Annotated in this window: 17 protein-coding genes and 1 tRNA gene; 13 read left to right on the forward strand and 5 right to left on the reverse strand. The window is 60.9% G+C overall.

Annotated features, from left to right (window positions below; all coding sequences use genetic code 11):
* Window positions 1–35: 35 nt before the first annotated feature.
* The 7 genes from ACFOPH_RS23825 (at window position 36) to ACFOPH_RS23855 (ending at window position 6,964) form a co-directional block, all read left to right on the forward strand.
* Complete coding sequence (locus tag ACFOPH_RS23825; protein WP_312554113.1) at window positions 36–1,634, forward strand: cytochrome ubiquinol oxidase subunit I; 1,599 nt, start codon at window positions 36–38, stop codon at window positions 1,632–1,634.
* A 19-nt stretch (window positions 1,635–1,653) separates the two neighbouring features.
* Window positions 1,654–2,808 (forward strand): cytochrome d ubiquinol oxidase subunit II, encoded by a 1,155-nt coding sequence (gene cydB, locus ACFOPH_RS23830; protein ID WP_312554116.1) that lies wholly within the window; start codon window positions 1,654–1,656, stop codon window positions 2,806–2,808.
* A gap of 25 nt (window positions 2,809–2,833) precedes the next feature.
* Complete coding sequence (cydX, locus tag ACFOPH_RS23835; RefSeq protein WP_312554118.1) at window positions 2,834–2,938, forward strand: cytochrome bd-I oxidase subunit CydX; 105 nt, start codon at window positions 2,834–2,836, stop codon at window positions 2,936–2,938.
* Window positions 2,939–3,097: 159 nt separating this feature from the next.
* Window positions 3,098–4,324 (forward strand): choice-of-anchor Q domain-containing protein, encoded by a 1,227-nt coding sequence (locus ACFOPH_RS23840; protein WP_379737605.1) that lies wholly within the window; start codon window positions 3,098–3,100, stop codon window positions 4,322–4,324.
* A gap of 444 nt (window positions 4,325–4,768) precedes the next feature.
* Complete coding sequence (locus tag ACFOPH_RS23845) at window positions 4,769–5,092, forward strand: helix-turn-helix transcriptional regulator (protein WP_312551025.1); 324 nt, start codon at window positions 4,769–4,771, stop codon at window positions 5,090–5,092.
* A gap of 40 nt (window positions 5,093–5,132) precedes the next feature.
* Window positions 5,133–5,990 (forward strand): helicase RepA family protein, encoded by an 858-nt coding sequence (locus ACFOPH_RS23850; protein ID WP_312551026.1) that lies wholly within the window; start codon window positions 5,133–5,135, stop codon window positions 5,988–5,990.
* 95 nt (window positions 5,991–6,085) lie between these two features.
* Window positions 6,086–6,964 (forward strand): replication initiation protein, encoded by an 879-nt coding sequence (locus ACFOPH_RS23855; RefSeq protein WP_312551027.1) that lies wholly within the window; start codon window positions 6,086–6,088, stop codon window positions 6,962–6,964.
* 185 nt (window positions 6,965–7,149) lie between these two features.
* Here ACFOPH_RS23855 and ACFOPH_RS23860 read toward each other — a convergent pair whose 3' ends face one another.
* Complete coding sequence (locus ACFOPH_RS23860; RefSeq protein ID WP_312551029.1) at window positions 7,150–7,950, reverse strand: hypothetical protein; 801 nt, start codon at window positions 7,948–7,950, stop codon at window positions 7,150–7,152.
* A 683-nt stretch (window positions 7,951–8,633) separates the two neighbouring features.
* On the opposite strand from ACFOPH_RS23860, the gene ACFOPH_RS23865 reads away from it, so the two are divergent.
* The 4 genes from ACFOPH_RS23865 (at window position 8,634) to ACFOPH_RS23880 (ending at window position 15,947) form a co-directional block, all read left to right on the forward strand.
* On the forward strand, window positions 8,634–10,484 hold the full coding sequence (locus ACFOPH_RS23865; protein ID WP_312551031.1) for a type I restriction-modification system subunit M: 1,851 nt from the start codon (window positions 8,634–8,636) through the stop codon (window positions 10,482–10,484).
* A gap of 113 nt (window positions 10,485–10,597) precedes the next feature.
* Window positions 10,598–11,848, forward strand: a complete 1,251-nt coding sequence (locus ACFOPH_RS23870; protein ID WP_312551052.1) for a restriction endonuclease subunit S — start codon at window positions 10,598–10,600, stop codon at window positions 11,846–11,848.
* Window positions 11,845–12,783, forward strand: a complete 939-nt coding sequence (locus ACFOPH_RS23875) for a DUF5655 domain-containing protein (protein WP_312551033.1) — start codon at window positions 11,845–11,847, stop codon at window positions 12,781–12,783. Before ACFOPH_RS23870 ends, ACFOPH_RS23875 begins: the two co-directional genes overlap by 4 nt.
* 44 nt (window positions 12,784–12,827) lie before the next feature.
* On the forward strand, window positions 12,828–15,947 hold the full coding sequence (locus tag ACFOPH_RS23880) for a type I restriction endonuclease subunit R (protein WP_312551035.1): 3,120 nt from the start codon (window positions 12,828–12,830) through the stop codon (window positions 15,945–15,947).
* 51 nt (window positions 15,948–15,998) lie between these two features.
* On the opposite strand, the gene ACFOPH_RS23885 is transcribed toward ACFOPH_RS23880, so the two are convergent.
* From ACFOPH_RS23885 to ispB, 4 genes are all read right to left on the reverse strand, one after another.
* Window positions 15,999–17,174, reverse strand: a complete 1,176-nt coding sequence (locus ACFOPH_RS23885) for a site-specific integrase (protein ID WP_312551037.1) — start codon at window positions 17,172–17,174, stop codon at window positions 15,999–16,001.
* A complete protein-coding gene (locus ACFOPH_RS23890; RefSeq protein ID WP_312551039.1) occupies window positions 17,171–17,650 on the reverse strand; it encodes a hypothetical protein in 480 nt (159 codons plus the stop codon). Before ACFOPH_RS23890 ends, ACFOPH_RS23885 begins: the two co-directional genes overlap by 4 nt.
* A gap of 151 nt (window positions 17,651–17,801) precedes the next feature.
* A tRNA-Pro gene (locus tag ACFOPH_RS23895) sits at window positions 17,802–17,878 on the reverse strand.
* A gap of 53 nt (window positions 17,879–17,931) precedes the next feature.
* Window positions 17,932–18,921 (reverse strand): octaprenyl diphosphate synthase, encoded by a 990-nt coding sequence (gene ispB / locus ACFOPH_RS23900; protein WP_312551040.1) that lies wholly within the window; start codon window positions 18,919–18,921, stop codon window positions 17,932–17,934.
* A 265-nt stretch (window positions 18,922–19,186) separates the two neighbouring features.
* Here ispB and rplU point away from each other — a divergent pair, with 265 nt between their 5' ends.
* Entirely contained in the window at window positions 19,187–19,498 is a 312-nt protein-coding gene (gene rplU, locus ACFOPH_RS23905; RefSeq protein ID WP_082493710.1) for a 50S ribosomal protein L21, read from the forward strand.
* A 40-nt stretch (window positions 19,499–19,538) separates the two neighbouring features.
* Window positions 19,539–19,811, forward strand: a complete 273-nt coding sequence (gene rpmA, locus ACFOPH_RS23910) for a 50S ribosomal protein L27 (protein ID WP_312551045.1) — start codon at window positions 19,539–19,541, stop codon at window positions 19,809–19,811.
* Window positions 19,812–19,912 lie beyond the last annotated feature (101 nt).

A 19,912-nucleotide genomic window follows, 5' to 3' on the forward strand; every position in this document is an offset into this window, starting at 1 on the left:
ACCGTAATCTCAACAAAAAAAGAAAGGATCTCACCATGGATCTCGATGTCGTCGGGCTCTCCCGGCTACAGTTCGCCCTCACGGCGCTGTACCACTTTTTATTCGTTCCCCTGACCCTGGGGCTGTCGATGCTGGTCGCCATCATGGAGACGGTCTACGTGATGACCGACCGTCCGATCTGGCGCCAGATGACCAAGTTCTGGGGCGTCCTGTTCGGCATTAACTTCGCGATCGGCGTCTCGACCGGCCTGGTGATGGAATTCCAGTTCGGGATGAACTGGAGCTACTACAGCCACTACGTCGGCGACGTCTTCGGCGCTCCGCTGGCCCTCGAGGGCCTGATGGCCTTCTTCCTGGAAGCTACTTTTGTGGGCCTGTTCTTCTTCGGCTGGGACAAGCTGTCCAAGCGCGCCCACCTGGTCGTGACCTGGCTGACCGCCATCGGCACCAACTTCTCGGCGCTGTGGATCCTGATCGCCAACGGCTGGATGCAGAACCCGGTCGGCGCCGCCCTCAATCCGCAGACCATGCGCATGGAAGTGACCGACTTCTTCGCCGTGCTGACCAATCCGGTGGCCCAGGCCAAGTTCGTGCACACGGTGTCGGCCGGCTATGTGATCGCCGCCTTCTTCGTGCTCGGCATCTCGGCCTGGTTCCTGCTCAAAGGGCGCCACGCCGACCTGGCCAAGCGTTCGATGACGGTGGCGGCTTCCTTCGGCCTGGCCGCCTCGCTGTCGGTGGTGGTGCTGGGCGACGAGAGCGGCTACCTGTCGACCGAACACCAGAAGATGAAGCTGGCCGCGATCGAAGCCATGTGGCATACCGAGCCGGCGCCGGCCGCCTTTACCGCCTTCGGCTTCCCCGACCAGGCCGCGCGCGAGACCCACTACGCGATCCACATCCCCTGGGTCATGGGCCTGATCGGCACCCGCTCGCTGGATACCGAGATCCCCGGCATCCACGAGCTGGTGAACCTGGCCGAGCTGCGTGTGCGCCAGGGCATCGTGGCCTATGACGCCCTCGAACAGATCCGTGCCCTGGGCGGCAAGGGCGCGGTCCCGGCCGAACTGCAGGCGACGTTCGAGGCGAACGGCCAGCAGTTGGGTTACGCGCTGCTGCTGAAGCGCTACGTCGACGATCCGCGCCAGGCGACCGACGCGCAGATCGCGCAGGCCGCCGGCGACACCGTGCCGCAGGTCGCGCCGCTGTTCTGGTCCTTCCGCGTGATGGTCGGCCTGGGCATCTACTTCATCGCCTTTACCGCCGTGTTCTTCGTGCTGTCGGCGCGCCGCCAGCTGGACGCCTACCCGTGGCTGTTGAAGCTCGCCGTGTGGTCGCTGCCGCTGCCCTGGATCGCCGCCGAAGCCGGCTGGATCGTGGCCGAACTGGGCCGCCAGCCCTGGGCCATCGAAGGCGTGCTGCCCACCGCCGTGGCAGTGTCGAACCTCGGCATCTCGACCGTGCTCGGCACGCTGCTCGGCTTCGTCGTGCTGTACACCATCCTGATCGTGGTCGAGATGAAGCTGATGCTCAAAGCCATCCGCAAGGGCCCCGAACCCGACGACCATGCCGGCCACGGCGCAGCCAAGCCGCTCGCCGCCCCGCACAACGCCAACCTCACGCCTTCATATTGATACTGCGGAGTAAACAACCATGATTCTTCATACGCTGCTCGACTACGACGTATTGCGCGTCATCTGGTGGGTGCTGCTGGGCGTGCTGCTGGTCGCCTTTGCCGTTACCGACGGCTTCGACCTCGGCACCGGCACCTTGCTGCCCTTCGTCGCCAAGACCGACCTCGAACGCCGGGTCGTCATCAATTCCGTCGGCCCGGTCTGGGAAGGCAACCAGGTCTGGCTGGTGCTGGGCGGCGGCGCCATCTTCGCCGCCTGGCCGCAGCTGTACGCGGTCTCGTTCTCGGGCTTCTACCTGGCGATGTTCGCCGTGCTGCTGGCGCTGATCCTGCGCCCGGTCGGCTTCAAGTACCGCAGCAAGCGCGACGACCCGCGCTGGCGCGCGACCTGGGACTGGGCCCTGTTCGTGGGCGGCTTCGTGCCCGCGCTGATCTTCGGCGTCGCCATGGGCAACGTGCTGCAGGGCGTGCCGTTCCGCCTCGAGCCGGACATGCAGATCTTCTACGACGGCGGCTTCTTTGGCCTGCTCAACCCGTTCGCGCTGCTGTGCGGCCTGGTGTCGGTGGCGATGCTGGTGATGCATGGCGCCAGCTGGCTGGCGCTGAAGACCGAAGGCGCGGTGGCCCGGCGCGCCCGCAACTGGGGCATGCGTGCGGCGGTGGCCGTGGTGCTGCTGTACGCGCTGGCCGGCTGGGCCCTGTGGGCTTTCGTGGACGGCTACCGCATCACCAGCGAGATCGTCACCACGGGCGCCTCGAATCCGCTGTTCAAGACCGTGGCTGGGGAGGGCGGCGCCTGGTTCGCCAACTATGCGGCCCATCCGTGGACCCTGGCCGCCCCGGTCCTGGGCTTTCTTGGTGCCTTGCTGGCCCTACTGGGCCTGGCGCGCCGCTGGGAAGGCTTGACCATGCTGTTCAGCAGCCTGTCGATCGCCGGCATCATCCTCAGCGTGGGCGCCTCGATGTTCCCCTTCATCCTGCCGTCCTCGATCCAGGCCGCGGCCAGCCTGACGGTATGGGATTCGTCCTCGAGCCACCTGACGCTGTTCATCATGCTGGTCGGCACCTGCATCTTCCTGCCGCTCATCATCGGCTACACCAGCTGGGTCTACAAGGTCCTGTGGGGCAAGGTGGACGCGGCCGGCATCCGCGACGGCAAGGGCCACGCTTACTAATTACTGAAATTTAAGGAGTCTGATCATGTGGTATTTCGCCTGGATCCTCGGCCTGCCGCTGGCGGCCGCCTTCGCGGTGCTGAACGCGATGTGGTTCGAGCTGAGGGATGACGACAAGCGCGAGGCTTGATCGTCTGGGGCACCGCCGCATCGTAAGCGGCGGTGCTCTATAGAAATTGTATGTACGCATTGATAATGCGCGGAAATTTTTCCTCAAAACTGTTGAACTAAGGAAGTTTCCACCCCTCAAAGCTTACTCTTTCACGCTATTTAGCAAGGGTAAGTTTTGATGACATTCGCTTCTGTTGCAACCGCTCGTATCCACCACGTCCTGGCCGCCAGCATCATGCTCGCCTTTGCCGGCGCTGCCTCGGCCCAGACCGCCAAGACGCTCGTCGAGCCAGCCTTCGATTCCCCGGCCGCCAGCAGCGCGCCGACCGTCGCCGCCGCCGCCGTGCTGCCTACCGCCACCACCGTCACCGGCCACCTGTACGTGTCCCCGACCGGCTCCGACTCGAACCCGGGCACGCAAGCCAAGCCCGTGAAAACCATCGCCCGCGCCGACGCGCTGGCGAAAGCCGGCTACGTGATCCACGTGGCGCCGGGCACCTATAACGTCGCCGCGCCGTCGACCGGCAGCGCCGGCATCCGTACCGTCAAGAGCGGCACCGCCACCGCCCGCATCAAGTTCGTGTCCGACGTGAAGTGGGGTGCGAAGATCGTCTTCTCGGGCACCGGCATGGGCTGGAACTCGAAAGGCGCCTATGTCGACATCGAAGGTTTCGACATCACCGGCAGCGGCCGCATCGGCATCCTGGCCGAGGGCGGCAAGGAACGCATCGTCAACAATTTCGTCCACGACCTGAAGGTCAGCGGCGGCTGCAACGGCGGCGGCGGCGCGGCCATCGACGCCTGGGGTCCGGGCGGCGGCGCGGTGATCGATTCGAACGTCGTGCGCAACATCGGCGCGCAATGGGTCGCGGCGCAAAGCTGCAACACCGTGCAGGGCATCTACCTGACCAACCAGAACAACATCGTCTCGAACAACATCATCTCGGGCGTGGCTTCGGTGGGCATCAACAGCTGGCACGGCGCGACGTCGAACATCTACGTCAACAACACCATCTTCGGCAACAAGATGGGTATCGTGATCGGCCACGGCGACAGCGGCGCGACCTCGGCCGGCACCAGCAACAACTATGTGGCCAACAACATCGTCTACCGCAACGCCTACGGCATCACGGAGATGGGCACGGTCGGCAAGAACAACCGCTACGCCAACAACCTGGTGTTCAATACCGGCCGCGCCTGGCTGGTGAAGGGCACCGTCAGCGCCACCGTCGCGGCTGAACCGCAGTTCGTGAACTACCAGGCCAACGGCACCGGCGACTATCGCCTGAAGAGCACCTCGCCGGCCGTCAACAAGGGCAGCGCGACCTCGGCCCCGGCGCTCGACTTCGCCGGTGTCGCCCGTCCGCGCGGCGGCGCCCACGACATCGGCGCTTATGAGTTCTAAGCCGTTAGGGTTAAAGAAAAAAGCCCCGCAGGCTTTACGGCTTGCGGGGCTTTTTTATATTCGAGGAAGTGCAGGGGAGACGTGCAGGAAGCACAAACAAAAACAGCAGCCATCGGCTGCTGTCTTCGTTGAATTCTGTGGTCGGGGTGAGAGGATTCGAACCTCCGGCCTCTACGTCCCGAACGGGCTTTTCGTGCTTGAAACGATGTTCGCGGGTTAGTTCAGTTCATTATAAAACAATGACTTGCGCTTGTCTTCGCTCTGTTGCGCGAAGCTGCGTGCAGTGGCAATCCAGCCCTGTTTGCCACTGATTTGCCACTGGCTTTCCGCGTCAAACTAGCCTGCAACATTGCGTTACAAAAATATTTCGGTTACCTGCGCGAAAAGCGCCTGATTTCCGCTTCTGTTTGCCTATACGAAGGACCTGAACTACGGAGGTCCTTCATGACACTTCACCACATACCCTTTACGCCACTGTCGAAACAGGCCGTCGCTGACCTGCTGGACATTTCCATCCGTTCGGTCGAGAACTGGATTAACGAAGGAATTCTGCCTGCGCCCGCCAAGCTTGGGAACCGCGTCTTCTGGCATCCGGACGCCTTCTACGGCTGGCTGTCCAAGCGACTGCTCGAACCTGCTGCCGAGGCGCAAAGCCCAGATGCGCCCGCTGTTGCAGTCAAGACGTGTAGTAAGCAGTCGTATTCCGTTGCGGGTAGCCTGCGCGCTAGTACCGAACGCAAGCTGGCACGGCTGGAGGGCGGCGAATGAGCACTATGCTTCAAGCCAAGTATAGGGCAGGGGAAGCGCCATGCTGCTGAAGCCCCTGGACCTGGCGTGGGCACTGACCGCCCCCTTGCCACCACTCGACTTCGTGTTGCCTGGCCTGCTGCCTGGAACGTTCGGCTTGCTCGTGGCGCCGGGGGCAACTGGCAAATCGCAGCTCGCCCTCGACATCGCCACTTCCCTGGCTCTTGGCCGTCCAGTCGCTGGTGGACTGTTCCCATCCTCCTTGCCGGGCAAGGTGGTCTTCCTGGCGGGCGAGGAATCCGACCGCCTGCTTGCCGAGCGTATTCGCTGCCTGCTCTCGCTGGACGAGCAGGGCTTTGCAGCCCTCTATGACAACCTCGTGTTGCTGCCGATGGCTGGCGAGTCCTGCACATTGGTTGCTGATGACCGCCCGACTCTTCTCTATGAAGAACTGCGCGCGCTGGGCGACGGGGCGCGGCTCATCATCGTCGACCCGCTCCGTCGTATGCATGGCGGTGACGAGAACAACAGCTCCGAGATGACGGCCTTCGTCGTCGCCATGGAAAGCCTCGCGAAGGCCACGGGCGCAGCGGTGATGGGCATTCACCATGCCAACCGGGCATCCGCTGCTGATGCCGGTTCGCAGCATGCCGCGCGCGGCTCAAGCGCCCTGGTCGATGGCGCCCGCTGGCAGCTGAACCTGTCACGCATGGACGAGAAGATGGCCAACCATCACGCGATTTCTGACGTCGAACGTGCGCACTACATCGCGCTTGATTTTGCCAAGACCAACTACCTGCCTCCCCGACCCCGCTGCTGGCTCAAGCGCGGACCGGGCGGTCGATTCCAACTCGCGCAACTGCCGTCCCCGCGTTCAAACACGCGGACAGTCGGCGGCGCGCGCCTATTAACCACCTGATAGAAAAGCCCCGGCATGCGCATGAGGACAACCATTGGGGATTTCGCAGTACAAGGACATTTTTGAAGTAACGCACCGCCGGGGCGCAAGCCCCGATGGATACCTCCACTATTTTTCAAGCCCGGCTTCCACGCCGGCCATACTGTGCCAATGACCTCACTTGCGGACTTGTCGTTCGCCCAATCGCCACTGCGTTGCAGTTCAGACATCTCCAGCCCAACGCACCGCTCGAAGTGGCGTGGCTGATTTTTGACCTCGACTATCGAGGTGCCGCATACGCGTGGGAAAAGGCCAATCTGCCACCGCCAACGCTGACCGTCATCAATCCGGCGAATGCCCATGCCCATCTGTTTTACGGCCTTGTGACGCCTGTTGCCATGAGCGATGCAGCGCGCGACGCTCCGATTCGCTATGCCGCAGCAGTGCAGCAAGCGTTCCTTGCGAAGCTGGGTGCAGACCCTGGCTACGCAGGTCTCATCGCGAAAAATCCGTTCCACGAGGCCTGGCGCACGCTGTGGGTCCAACGGCTTTATGAGCTGGGGGAACTGGCCGAATACGTGGAGTTGCTCAAGCGCCGCGCGCCGCGTGAAATGCTCGGGCTGGGCCGCAATTGCATGTTGTTCGATGAGCTGCGCGCCTGGTCGTACCAGTGGGTAAGGGAATACAAGCGCAATGCCGCCAGGCCCGAGCATTGGCAGCGCGCCGTTCTTGGGCAGGCGGAAAAGCTCAACGTCTTCACGCCGCCACTGCTATTTTCGGAAGTAAAGGCCGTGTCGAGAAGTGTGGCGAGGTGGACCTGGCGGCAGTTCAGTGATGAAAAATTCTCTGCCATCCAGTCCGTGCGCGGCAAGCGTGGCGGCCGGCCGGCGACTCGCACCGCCGAGGGTGAACCTTGGGCCGCACAAGGCATCAGTCGGGCGACATACTATCGGCGCATGAAGAGCGGCCTGCTAGTCCCCGACACCATCGCGTGAGACAAAAGCCATATCAGATAACAGCGCCTGGCCTCTAGCCAGGGGTGTGGCGCGCGTCGAATATAGTCCTTAAACGAAAAACCCCGCCGGGGTCGGTGACGCGTCCGGCGGGGCGCCCGGCGAGATTTGTGCCGGGACGAGAATCAAGCTGTCGGAGCGGTACCGACCCAAGCCGCTCCCATACCTCAAGATGAAAATACTATGTCCTCAAAAGAGTATAGCGACGGCTTGAACATGATGACGCTGTCAATTACATTTTTTTTCCAACCCGCAGCTGCAAGGTCGCGGCAGAGCCTTGCATGGAATGCTGGCGTGCAGACGAATACGACCTTTGCCCAGTGTAGGCCCTTGTCTAGTAGCGTAGGACCTGAGGGGCGCAGTGCGTCGATGCCCACCTGCGCCAGCCACCGCAGCAGTTGCGCATAGTCCTTCGCATTTTTCCGGCTCTTCTCCACCTCCACGAGCCAGACTTGTCCGCCATCGTGCAGCAATACGTCTGGCTTCTTGCCGGCGATACCGGCGGCACCACCAAGCCAGCGGTTTTGCGCAATCTCGCGCTCTGTAGAAACCCGCAGACCAGCGATGATGGCGCCGATGGCGATTTCGTTCGCAATGCACCGGTGCCGGAACTGCGCGCTGCTGAAGCTACGCACCAGGTCCTTGCCGGACTTTGCCGGCACGCCCAGGCGCTGCAAGCGTCGGGCTCCGGCCTCGGCAAGCGCATAAATCACGCTGCCATTCGGCGCCTGACCGCGAAGCACCTGGCGCGCCTTGAATAGCCGGCACATAGTCCGCTGCGCCATCCTCAGCCCGGAAGCCGACGCTGCCGGTGGCCGGAAATCCGGTTCGCTGAGAGGGCGCGCTTGCCACCGTTTCCACACCAGTGCGGCCAGGTCGCGCGTGCGCAGCCAGCCGAAGCGGTGCAGGGCGCGCAACACGCGCACTTCGTTGTCGTGGGCGATTGCCCGTCCGTCCTTCACTTTCATAGGGTTATCTCTCCGTGATGTCGATAACCCGTATAGCGCCCGAACGCTGTTCGATTGCCTGTTCGCCGGGGAGCGAACAGGGGAGGCGAAGCCGCTCGCGCGGCAGGAGCACCACCGCCTTTACGCCAGACTGGACGTCTGGCCGGCGGTTCGGGCTTCTGAACGAAGCCCGTGCTCCCAACGGCGGGCGCCCCACGCTGCGCGCGGGCATCGTACTCACTCTGCCCCGCTGGACGCGTTGCCGACTCCGGCTGGCGCCTGCGGTCTGCGCTTTGCTTGACTCGACTACGATGCCCGCGCGCTGCCCGGGGCGCCGGGGCCATGCCCCCCACAAATCTGCCAGCCCGTTGGCGGGCTTCTGAACGCTGGGGCGTTCAGCGATTCGCGGCCCCCCCAAGCAGCCTATCGACCCGGCTGGGGCCGGGTACGATATGCTGGGCAGCGGGCTGGACGCCCTTGCCCCCCACCACGCGGGGCGTGGTGGGGCACCCCTGCGTCACCGGCTTGAGGCCGGTGACTGCGCGACTTCGTCTTGCCCGCGATGTACGGCTGAGGGTGTTGCTTGAGCGTGTGGATGTGTGGCGCGGACAGGTCTCCGGACTTCCTCGACTTGGGTGCTGCTGTGCGGGAATGGTAAAGTGATTGCTTGCTGAAATACAGAAATTTACGGGTTTTACTTACCAATGAATCATCAAGCTTTGTCGTCTTTTATCTGGTCGGTTGCTGACCTTTTGCGCGGCGACTATAAACAGTCAGAGTACGGCCGCGTCATTCTCCCATTCACCGTGCTGCGCCGGTTGGACTGCGTGCTTGAAGCCACTAAGCCAGCCGTGCTGGCCGAGTTCGAAGCCAAAACCAAAGCAGGGCTGAATCCTGACCCATTCCTGCGGCGCGCATCGGGCAATCAAAGCTTCTACAACACTTCGCCACTGGACTTGGTTAAGCTGCTGGGCGACCAAGACCATATCCGCCAGAACCTATATGCCTACGTCCAGGCCTTCTCCCCAGCAGCGCGTGACATTTTCGAACGCTTCGACTTCTACACGCAAGTCGAGCGCCTGGCCAAGGCCAACCTGCTGTACCTCGTCACCGAGAAGTTCGCCAACATCGACCTTCACCCTGAAGTAGTGGACAACGCGAAGATGGGGCTCGTGTTCGAGGAACTGATTCGAAAATTCGCCGAAATCTCGAACGAAACCGCCGGTGAGCACTTCACCCCGCGCGAAGTCATTCGCTTAATGGTGAATCTGCTGTTCATCGAGGATGACGATGTGCTGACGCCGGGCAGCGCCGTGGTACGCACCATCTACGACCCCACTGCAGGCACCGGCGGCATGCTATCGATTGCCGGTGAATATCTGCTGGAGCACAACCCGCAAGCGCGCCTGACCATGTTTGGCCAGGAGCTCAACGACGAGTCTTACGCCATTTGCAAAGGCGACATGCTCATCAAGGGCCAGCCGGTGGAGAACATTGTCGCCGGCAATACGTTGTCCGACGATGGCCACGGCGGGCGTAAGTTCGACTACATGCTGTCCAATCCGCCTTTCGGCGTGGAATGGAAGAAGGTCGAAAAGGCAGTGCGGCAGGAGCATGAGCAGAAGGGGTTCGATGGCCGCTTTGGCCCCGGCCTGCCGCGCGTCTCCGACGGTTCTATGCTGTTCCTAATGCACCTACTCTCGAAGATGGCGCCAGTCGTCAACGGTGAGGGCGGCAGCCGCTTCGGAATCGTTCTTAACGGTTCGCCCTTGTTTACGGGCGGTGCCGGCAGCGGCGAGAGCGAAATCCGCCGCTATGTGCTGGAGAATGACTTGGTGGAGGCCATCGTCGGCCTGCCGACCGATATGTTCTACAACACTGGCATCGCTACCTATGTCTGGATTCTGTCGAATAAGAAGCCGGCTGACCGCAAAGGCTTTGTGCAGCTCATCGACGCCAGCGGCTTCTGGCAAAAGATGCGCAAGAGTCTGGGCAGCAAGCGCAAGGAGATGAGCGATGAACATATCGCCACGGTCACGCGCTTGTTCGGCGACTTTATCGAGGCCGAGCTCGTTACCGTGTTCGATGCCGCCGGTGCCGCGTTGGGTCGGCCGCAGCTCGTCACCGGCACCGACAACCTTCCTGCGGCTCCCGATGGAGGCAAGCTCAAGCGCGTGCCCATCTCGCGCATCTTCAGGAACGAGGAGTTCGGCTATACCACTATCACCGTCGAACGGCCATTGCGCGACGATGCTGGCAACCCGGTGCTAGGTGTGAAGGGCAAGCAGAAGGGCAAGCTTCAGCCGGACAGCGCGTTGCGCGATACGGAGAACGTGCCGCTGACCGAGGACATCCAGGCTCACTTCGAGCGCGAGGTGCTGCCTCATGCGCCTGATGCCTGGATTGATGCAGAGAAGAGCAAGGTGGGATACGAAATTCCGTTTAATCGGCACTTCTATGTGTTCGAGCCACCGCGTAGCTTGCATGCCATCGACGAAGAACTGAAGGCGGTGTCGGCCAACATCATGAAAATGCTTGAGGAGTTGGCGGAGTGAGTCGGTCGAAATATCCAGAGTACAAAAGCAGCGGTGTGGATTGGCTTGGCCCCGTTCCATCTCATTGGAAGATTGGCCCACTTAAGCGTCGCTATGAAGTCTGCTTGGGCAAGATGTTACAGAACGATTCGTCTGGAGCTGAGGACTCATTGAAGCCGTATCTGCGCGCTGCGAATATTCGATGGGACGGCGTAGACATCTCTGACGTCAAATTCATGTGGTTTTCTCCACGGGATGTTGAAAACTTGCGCCTGCAGGCGGGTGATTTGCTTGTTAGCGAGGGTGGCGATGTTGGGCGTTCTGCTGTGTGGAGCAACGAGATGCACGAGTGCTATATACAGAATTCAGTGAACCGAATTCGCGCAAAGGCACTCGACTCAACAAAATATTTGTTTTACTGGATGGCGACTATCAAATCCAAAGGATACATAGATGTTTTATGTAACAAGTCAACGATTGCTCACTTCACTGCTGAGAAGGTTGCGGAGGTTCCAACTCCTTTTCCTCCCGTAGTTGAACAAATTGCCATCGCTAACTTCCTTGACCGAGAAACCGCCAAAATCGACGCGCTGATTGCCGAGCAGGAAAAGCTCATCGCGCTGCTGGCCGAGAAGCGCCAAGCCGCCATCTCTCACGCCGTCACCCGCGGCCTTAACCCGAACTCATCAATGAAGGAATCCGGTGTGGCCTGGCTAGGGGAGGTGCCAGCGCATTGGAGTATTACACGTCTGAAGTATGCTACTGATGCCATCGTTGATTGCCCACATGAAACTCCGGTGTACGATGAGGCCGGTTCCTACCGCGTGATTCGCACTGCCGACGTCAGTGAGGGGAGACTGCATTTGGACCAGATGTACTCTATCGCTCAGCCGGAATTCTTGCTGCGTATACGACGCATGTCGTTAGAGCAAAACGACATCGTGTACGGTCGCGAGGGTGAAAGATGGGGGTTCGCCGCTCAAGTTCCGGCAAGCGAAAGGTTCTGTTTAGGTCAAAGAATGATGCAGTTTCGTGCAGCTGCCGGGATAAACCCTCGCTTCCTAATGTGGCAGCTGAACGCCGAAAGCACATATCGGCAGGGACAGGTGGACACAGTCGGCGCAACTTCGCCGCACGTCAATGTAAGCACTATCAGGAACTATGCGCTGACTCATCCTCCTGTCGGAGAACAAGAAGAAATTAGCAAGTTTCTTGATGCGGAAACGTCAAGGCTAGACAAACTCGATGCCGAGTCGGCACGAACAATCACACTTCTAAAAGAACGTCGCTCGGCTCTCATCGCTGCTGCCGTTACCGGTCAAATCGACCTGCGCAGCGCCACGTCACCGCCCACAGTCAAAACCCCGGAGGCCATCGCCGCATGAGCGACATCCAACTCTTCCGTCTGCATGGAACCAGTGCCGTCACTGAACTCGCCAGCCAAGCTGCGCCGCTTGAAAAGACCCTGCAAGCCCTTATCGAGGGCCAGATGGAAGCTTTCCTCGGCGTACGCTTCCTCGCCAGCGAATACGCTACCGGCAAGACGCACCGGGGCCGCATCGACTCGCTGGGCCTGGACGAAAACGGCTGTCCGGTCATCGTCGAGTACAAACGCCACAGCACCGAAAACGTCATCAACCAGGGCTTGTTCTACCTGGACTGGCTGCTGGACCACCAGGCTGAGTTCCGGTGGCTCGTAATGGAAAAGTTCGGTAAGGAGACCGCACAGCAAATTGAATGGGCGGGTACGCGACTACTGTGTATCGCATCGGACTTCACTCGTTATGACCAGTACGCGGTACAGCAGATTCCACGTAACATCGAACTCATCCGTTACAAACTGTTCGGGGACGACCTCCTGCTGTTGGAACTGGTCAACGCGCAGAGCGTGCCAGATGCTACTGCCGTGAAACCGGCGCCGACTTCTTCATCTTCCACCGAGCACGAAACGTCTAAGCCAGCCGGAAAAGACAGGTCGCTGACTGAAAATTTGGCGCTGGCCACACCGGAGATTCGCGCGCTCTACGAGCAGACCACCTCGCTGCTGCTGTCGCTGGGTGATGATGTGCAGCAGAAGGGCCTCAAGCTGTATACAGCCTTTCGTCGGCTGAAGAACTTCGCTTGCGTCATCGCCTACCCAAACCGTTTGCTTATCACACTCAAGCTCGACCCGGGTACAGTCGCATTCGAAGAAGGCTTCAGCCGCGATGTCAGCCAGGTGGGCCATTGGGGGACGGGCGACGTTGAACTGTGCCTTCTCGGTCCTCTCGACCTGCAACGGGCCCAACAACTGCTGGAGCGCAGCTACGCCGAAAACTGAGCGCGGCGCTAACTTGCGCACGAAAGAATAAATCAGGGAACAACATGAGCCAGAACCTGCATCAGGAACATCACTTCGAAACCGAAATCTGCAGCCACTTGGCCGCAAACGGTTGGCTGTATGCGGAAGGAGATGCCGCCCGGTTCGACCGCGCCAGCGGCTTGTTCCTGCCTGACCTGCAGACCTGGATTGAATCGACACAGCCCGAGAGCTGGCAGCGCCTCTCCAAGACTCACGGCGCCGCACTGGCCCAGGTGCTGGCAGACCGCATCCGCAAGAACATGAACGAGCGAGGAACCCTGGATGTACTGCGTCGGGGCGTGGAAATGCTGGGACTGCCTGCTCCGCTGGAGCTAGCGCAGTTCAAGCCGGCGCTGGCCATCAACCCGGCCATCCAGGCAAAGTACGCTACCAACCGCTTGCGCGTGGTGCGGCAGGTCTGTCACTCTCCCAACAATCCTAAGGCCGAACTAGACTTGGTATTGTTCTTGAACGGTATCGCGGTCGCCACGGCTGAGCTGAAGAGCAATTTCACCCAGAGTGTGCATGACGCGGTTGACCAATACCGCGAAAATCGCCATCCGCAGCCCAAGGGCGGTGTGCTGGAGCCACTGCTGGGCTTCCCGGGCGGCGCGCTGGTGCACTTCGCGGTGAGCCAGTCCGAGGTCATGATGGCGACCCGCCTGGCGGGTACGGCGACCACGTTCCTGCCTTTCAACCGGGGCAATGCCGGTGGCGCCGGTAACGCGCCGAATCCAGACGGCTACGCCGCTGCCTACCTGTGGGAAGAAGTCTGGGCAGTCGATAGTTGGCTGGACATCCTGCACCGCTATCTCATCTGCAAGCGCAACGACAAGAAGCAACCACAGGCCGTCATCTTCCCGCGCTACCACCAGCTCGACGCCACGCGTAAGCTGGTAGCCGACGTGCTCGACAACGGCCCCGGCGAGCGTTACCTGATTCAGCATTCGGCCGGCTCGGGCAAGACCAATTCGATTGCCTGGACGGCGCACTTCCTGGCCGACCTGCACGACGCGCAGCACAACAAGCTGTTCGACAGCGTGCTAGTGGTCAGTGACCGCACGGTTCTTGACGCCCAGCTTCAGGAGGCCATCTTCGATTTCGAGCGCACTACTGGCGTGGTGGCCACCATCACCAACGAGCACGGCAGCAAGAGCGCCCAGCTGGGGCAGGCGCTTAAGGGGGGCAAGAAAATCATCGTCTGCACCATCCAGACTTTCCCGTTCGCCTTGCAGGCCGTGCAGGAACTGGCCGCCACTGAGGGCAAGCGCTTCGCGGTCATCGCCGACGAAGCCCACAGCTCGCAGACCGGCGAAGCGGCAGCAAAGCTCAAGCAACTGCTGTCGGCGCAGGAGTGGGCCGACTTGCAGGATGGTGGCGAAGTGGACGCGGAAGCGTTGCTCGCGGCGCAGATGGAGGCGCGCGTCGGGGTGAAGGGGCTGACCTATGTGGCCTTTACCGCGACGCCAAAGGCCAAGACGCTAGAGCTGTTCGGCCGGATGGGAGCGGACGGCTTGCCGCAACCCTTCCACGTCTATTCGATGCGCCAGGCCATTGAGGAAGGCTTCATCCTCGACGTGCTGAAGAACTACACCAGCTACAAGCTCGCCTTCAAGCTAGCGCATGATGGACAAGAATGGGATGACAAGGCCGTTGAACGTAGCACGGCGATGAAAGGCTTAATGCAGTGGGTGCGGCTGCACCCCTACAACATCGCCAGCAAGGTGCAAATCGTGGTGGAGCACTACCGCGAAAACGTGCAGCCGCTATTGGAAGGGAAGGCCAAGGCGATGGTGGTGGTCGGCAGCCGCAAGGAAGCCGTGCGCTGGCAGAAGGCTATCCGCGCCTATGCCGCCAAGCAGAACTATCCGCTGGGCGTGCTGGTTGCCTTTTCCGGTGAGGTAGAGGATGCCGAAAGCTTCCCCGAAGCGGTGACTGAGACCAGCGATGCCTTGAATCCGGGCCTGCGAGGCCGGGACATCCGCGAGGTGTTCAAGGGGCCGGATTTCCATATTCTGCTAGTAGCAAACAAGTTCCAGACCGGCTTCGACCAGCCACTCCTATGCGGCATGTACGTGGACAAGATGCTCGGCGGTATCCAGGCAGTGCAGACGCTATCGCGCCTGAACCGCTCCTGTTCCGGTAAGGACGCCACCTACGTGCTTGACTTCGTGAACGAGCCGGCGGAAATCCTCAAGGCCTTCAAGACTTATTACGAGACCGCCGAAATGGAAGCGGTCACCGACCCGCACCTGGTCTATGACCTGCGTGCCAAGCTGGATTCGACCGGATTCTACGATGACTACGAGGTGGACCGCGTCGCCAAGGTGGACCTGGACCCGAACGGCACGCAGAAGCAGCTCGACGCCGCTATCGCGCCCGTTGCCGACCGCTTGCTCAAGCGTTACAAGGCTGCCCAGCATGACATGACGCTGGCGGAAGAGAAGCATGACGAGAAGGGCGTGCGTGCTGCCAAGGACCAAATGGAAGCACTGCTGCTGTTCAAGAACGATATGGGGGCCTACACGCGCCTGTATGCCTTCCTGAGCCAGATTTTCGACTATGGCAATACCGACATTGAGAAGCGCTTCTTGTTCTACAAGCGCCTGGTCCCGTTGCTCGACTTCGGTCGCGAACGGGATACAGTGGACCTCAGTAAGGTCGTGCTGACCCACCATACCTTGAAGAGCCATGGCAAGCAGGCTATGGGGCTGAATGCCGACGGCAGCTACAAGCTGCCGCCTATGGACGCGGTCGGCAGCGGAAGCGTGCAGGAAAAACAGCAGGCCTATCTGAACGAAATTATCGAGAAGGTGAACGGCTTGTTCGAGGGAGGCCTCAGCGACGGCGACCAGCTCATATATGTGAACGGCGTTCTTAAAGGGAAACTGCTGGAAAATGAGACGTTGGTCCGCCAAGCCGCTAGCAATAGCAAGAATCAGTTCGACAATTCTCCGGACTTGAGGACGGCGCTAGTGGATGCAATCATCGATGCAGGCGATGCTCACCAACTGATGACCGCGCAGGCATTGAGCTCAGAACGCGTCCTGAATGGCCTTTTGGACATTATCCTGGGCCCGGGCCAGCTTTACGAAGCGCTGCGTGCCAAATCGGGCCTCGGCGGCCCAGCGGCGCGCCCATGAGAGTGGCGCTTGCTGGAGATGCCCGCAGCCTCGGGCATCTGAGCCATGGACCTACGCTGTTCGCCGCTTGAAGTCGATGTGAACGACGTTATCGCACGAGTTCAACCGGGAAGTGCTGGCCAGTGCGACTGGATTTTTGCCGGCTCCATGTGAGGCGTCATGTTCCTTTCGGTCCGCATCGTCCGGCCCAGCCGCGTCCGTGCTAACGAGCTCCGCTAGTGTTACGGTGGCACCTTTTTTGAGCCGGCGCATTCCGTGGTGAATGGCCGTCTGCCCATCGTCCGCAAACGCCGCATCAAGACGCTTTGCAAGGCTCTGCGTACACAGGTGTGCGTAACGCAGCAGCATGCGCACATCGCGATGGCCACTGAAATGCTGGAGGTCTACCAGGGAGAAGCCGCCAGGCGTGTTGCTCCCTGCCTCGGCGACGCGAGAAATGGCTTCGTGGCGCAGGTCGTGCACCCGTAGTTCGGCGTCCCCAGTCAAGCCCGCGTTAGAGCAAATCCGCGTCCATGCCTTGCGCAGGCCGTCCACGCTGAGCGGGAAAACGACGTCGCTGTCGCGCGGCAACCGGCGCAGCATCTCGACCACGTCGCGGCGCAGGGGCAGCTTCCTGGCGCGGCCATTCTTCGTCTCCGGCAGGTAGGCGGTCTGCGCGTCTAGGTTGACGTTCGACCAGGTCAGGGTCAGCGTTTCGCTCCGGCGCGCACCGGTCATCAACTGAAAGTGGATGAAGGTCTCGAACAGGGGCAGATGGCGGCAGGTAGCTTCAGCTTCAGGCAGGTAACGCTGGCGAGCATCCTTCACAATCTGCTTGCGGCGGTAAGTGGTCGCGGCGCTATCCGCTTCCTGTCGTTCGTGCTGCATCAGCTCTTCGAGGCGGCGGTCGATGGACTGTTCGCGGTCCTCGTCGCGCGCGGCGCCCAGCAACCGCGTTTCTTCATCAAGCGACAGCCGGCGGTCGCGTTCATTGTAATAGCGCGGGCGGCGCACGCCATCCATCGGGTTTTTGAGGACGTGAATGCGCCAGGTGTCGATGGCAAGGTGGCATACCGCCGAAAACAGGTCGACTTCCCGGTCCACGGTGGCCGGTTCGACGACCTGGCAGCGCTCGTCGATGTAGTCTGTGAAATCGTCGGGAACGACTGCGGCGAACGGCTTGCGGATGAATTTACCCATTTCAGATGGCTGGCCGACGCGCGTTCCGGTAGGTTTACGCATCTTCATGCTGGCGACTTTCGGATGCGGGTTGGGATGCGCCGCCACGATGGCGGCCAGGTCCTCCCTGGGCAGGCCGGCATCTTCCAGCAGTGCGTTGATTTTGTAGCCTTCGACTTCAAAGCTCTTGTGGCGCGGTGCTTCCTCGCGTAGGTAGCGAACCAGCAGGTCGGCCAGGCTCGCCTTCTGTCCACTACCGTAGTCGATGAACAGCCGCGCCGCAGCTCACTCTCGAGGCGGTGCTTGATGTCGATGGCTTCCGCCTCGCTGTGAGCGACAATGCACTGGTTCTTGGCGCCGACGCTGCGCGTGCGGACAACGTAGTGGTCGTTCAGGCTGGTCAGACGGGGTTTCAGTCCTTCGTCGCGCAGCTTCTGGACATATACTTGAATGGCCTTGTCAGCGCTGTAGGCGAATTGCTTGGTGAGGTCGTCACGGTTCTTGACGGTGACTTGGATGCGGGAACGGTTTTCGATGGATGCCATGATGGCGATGCTCCGTAGTTGTGGAACACCGTATAGCTCGAAAAGTTATCCATACCAGCGCAAAAAGAGTGAATTGCCACTGATTTGCCACTGGACCATCCAGAATGCAAAACAGCGAGTTCATAACTCGCTGTTTTTTCTGAGGAATTCGTGGTCGGGGTGAGAGGATTCGAACCTCCGGCCTCTACGTCCCGAACGTAGCGCTCTACCGGGCTAAGCTACACCCCGACGGGTTTGAGATCTCGGTGCCGAAATCTCGGGAAGGCATTACTATAGTTGTCTTAATGGTTCCTGTCAACAGCAAAGCTGCACAATTGCAGCAGGCTTTGCTTGTAGACGCTCTCCGGCAGGTCGGCGATGGCGTCGGCGGCGCGGCGCGCGGCGCTTTCGGCTTCGCGGCGGGTATAGTCCAGCGCGCCGCTCGAAGTCACGGCCGACAGCACCGCGTCGAAATGCTGCTCGTCGCCCTGTTCGATGCAGGTGCGCACCAGTTCGCGCTGCGCCGGCGTGCCATGTTCCATCAGGTAGATCAGCGGCAGGGTGGGCTTGCCTTCGCGCAGGTCGTCGCCGACGTTCTTGCCGATCTCGGTGGCGTCGCCGGCGTAGTCCAGCACGTCGTCGATCAGCTGGAACGCCGTGCCCAGCGAGCGGCCGTATTCGCCGGCGGCTTCGATCTGGGTCTCGCTGGCGCCGGCGATCAGGGCGCCCAGTTCGGCGGCGGCCTCGAACAGCTTGGCGGTCTTGGAACGGATCACGGTGAGGTAGCTCTCGTGGGTCACGTCCGGGTCGTGCATGTTCAGCAGTTGCAGCACTTCGCCTTCGGCGATGACGGTGGTGGCGCGCGACAGGATCTGCATCACGCGCATGTTGTCCAGGCTGGTCATCATCTCGAACGAGCGCGAGTACAGGTAGTCGCCGACCAGCACCGAGGCGGCATTGCCGAACAGGGCGTTGGCGGTCTGGCGGCCGCGGCGCATCGAGGATTCGTCGACCACGTCGTCGTGCAGCAGGGTCGCGGTGTGGATGAATTCGACCACCGCCGCCAGTTCGTGGTGCGCGGTACCCCGGTAGCCGTACGCATTCGCCAGCAGCAGCACCAGCACCGGGCGGATACGCTTGCCGCCGGCGCCGATGATGTATTCGGAGATCTGGTTGACCAGGCTGACGTCGGATTGCAGGCGCTGGCGGATCACCGTGTTCACCGCCGCCATGTCGTCGGCGATCGTCTGGGTAAGTTTGTTCTGTTGGGCGTGTTGGGTAGCGGCGGACAAGGCGAACCTGCGATAAGTGTGCGTTGAGTGCGGCGATTATACGACAAGCATGCATAAGCCGTGCCATTTGCCCAACTGTACTGGAATGCCATGGTTTTCCGGGCAGGAAAGGGGCCCGTTGCCGGGGTGCCACACTCATCAGGCATGCATCCCGGCTTTTGACGCGTTGCGGCGAATTATGTATAATCCTCTGTTCCCCGGCATCAGACCAGCCCAGCGCCAGTCGCCGGCGGGAATTCTTTAAACATTTGATGAGGTTTCAATCATGTACGCGGTCATAAAAACCGGTGGCAAGCAATACAAAGTTGTCGCTGGCGAAAAACTCAAAGTAGAACAGATACCGGCAGACATTGGTTCCGAACTCACGATCGATCAGGTCCTCGCCGTTGGCGCGGGCGAAAGCATCAAGTTTGGTGCTCCGCTGGTCGAAGGTGCTACGGTTCTGGTGAAGGTCGTTTCCCACGGTCGCCACGACAAGGTTCGCATTTTCAAGATGCGCCGTCGTAAGCACTACCAGAAGCGTCAAGGCCACCGCCAGAACTTCACCGAAATCCAAGTGGTTTCGATCAACGGCTAATTGCCCGGTCTAATTTTCAAAGTCATCAAGGAGTACATCCATGGCACACAAAAAAGGCGGCGGCACTACCCGTAACGGCCGTGATTCAGAAAGCAAGCGCCTCGGCGTGAAAGTGTACGGCGGCCAGGCGATCAACGCCGGCGGCATCATCGTGCGTCAGCGCGGCACCCAGGTTCGTCCGGGCGTCAACGTCGGCCTCGGCAAGGACCACACCCTGTTCGCCCTGGTGAACGGCACGGTCAAGTTCGTCAAGCAAGGCGTCGGTTCGAAGCAGTACGTCACCGTCGTCGCGAACGAAGCAGTCGCAGCTTAATCAAGCATGCAAGCGCCGCCCCGAGCGGCGCGTCTTGTAAGGCGCAAGCCTTCCATCAAGAGGCTCTGCCTGCGGTAGGGCCTTTTTAGCGCCTAACAAAG

Source organism: Massilia haematophila, from assembly GCF_042647645.1.
Classification (GTDB): Bacteria; Pseudomonadota; Gammaproteobacteria; order Burkholderiales; family Burkholderiaceae_D; genus Telluria; species Telluria haematophila.

What these genes read in the sequence shown, in the direction of transcription:
- ACFOPH_RS23870 (WP_312551052.1), top strand. Translation starts at nt 10,598, where the DNA reads ATGTTACAGAACGATTCGTCTGGAGCTGAGGACTCATTGAAGCCGTAT.
- ACFOPH_RS23855 (WP_312551027.1), top strand. Translation starts at nt 6,086, where the DNA reads ATGGATACCTCCACTATTTTTCAAGCCCGGCTTCCACGCCGGCCATAC.
- cydX (WP_312554118.1), top strand. Translation starts at nt 2,834, where the DNA reads ATGTGGTATTTCGCCTGGATCCTCGGCCTGCCGCTGGCGGCCGCCTTC.
- ACFOPH_RS23885 (WP_312551037.1), bottom strand. Translation starts at nt 17,174, where the DNA reads ATGAAGATGCGTAAACCTACCGGAACGCGCGTCGGCCAGCCATCTGAA.
- ACFOPH_RS23825 (WP_312554113.1), top strand. Translation starts at nt 36, where the DNA reads ATGGATCTCGATGTCGTCGGGCTCTCCCGGCTACAGTTCGCCCTCACG.
- ACFOPH_RS23845 (WP_312551025.1), top strand. Translation starts at nt 4,769, where the DNA reads ATGACACTTCACCACATACCCTTTACGCCACTGTCGAAACAGGCCGTC.
- ACFOPH_RS23860 (WP_312551029.1), bottom strand. Translation starts at nt 7,950, where the DNA reads ATGAAAGTGAAGGACGGACGGGCAATCGCCCACGACAACGAAGTGCGC.
- rpmA (WP_312551045.1), top strand. Translation starts at nt 19,539, where the DNA reads ATGGCACACAAAAAAGGCGGCGGCACTACCCGTAACGGCCGTGATTCA.
- cydB (WP_312554116.1), top strand. Translation starts at nt 1,654, where the DNA reads ATGATTCTTCATACGCTGCTCGACTACGACGTATTGCGCGTCATCTGG.
- ACFOPH_RS23875 (WP_312551033.1), top strand. Translation starts at nt 11,845, where the DNA reads ATGAGCGACATCCAACTCTTCCGTCTGCATGGAACCAGTGCCGTCACT.
- ACFOPH_RS23865 (WP_312551031.1), top strand. Translation starts at nt 8,634, where the DNA reads ATGAATCATCAAGCTTTGTCGTCTTTTATCTGGTCGGTTGCTGACCTT.
- ACFOPH_RS23850 (WP_312551026.1), top strand. Translation starts at nt 5,133, where the DNA reads ATGCTGCTGAAGCCCCTGGACCTGGCGTGGGCACTGACCGCCCCCTTG.
- rplU (WP_082493710.1), top strand. Translation starts at nt 19,187, where the DNA reads ATGTACGCGGTCATAAAAACCGGTGGCAAGCAATACAAAGTTGTCGCT.
- ACFOPH_RS23890 (WP_312551039.1), bottom strand. Translation starts at nt 17,650, where the DNA reads ATGGCATCCATCGAAAACCGTTCCCGCATCCAAGTCACCGTCAAGAAC.
- ACFOPH_RS23840 (WP_379737605.1), top strand. Translation starts at nt 3,098, where the DNA reads ATGACATTCGCTTCTGTTGCAACCGCTCGTATCCACCACGTCCTGGCC.
- ACFOPH_RS23880 (WP_312551035.1), top strand. Translation starts at nt 12,828, where the DNA reads ATGAGCCAGAACCTGCATCAGGAACATCACTTCGAAACCGAAATCTGC.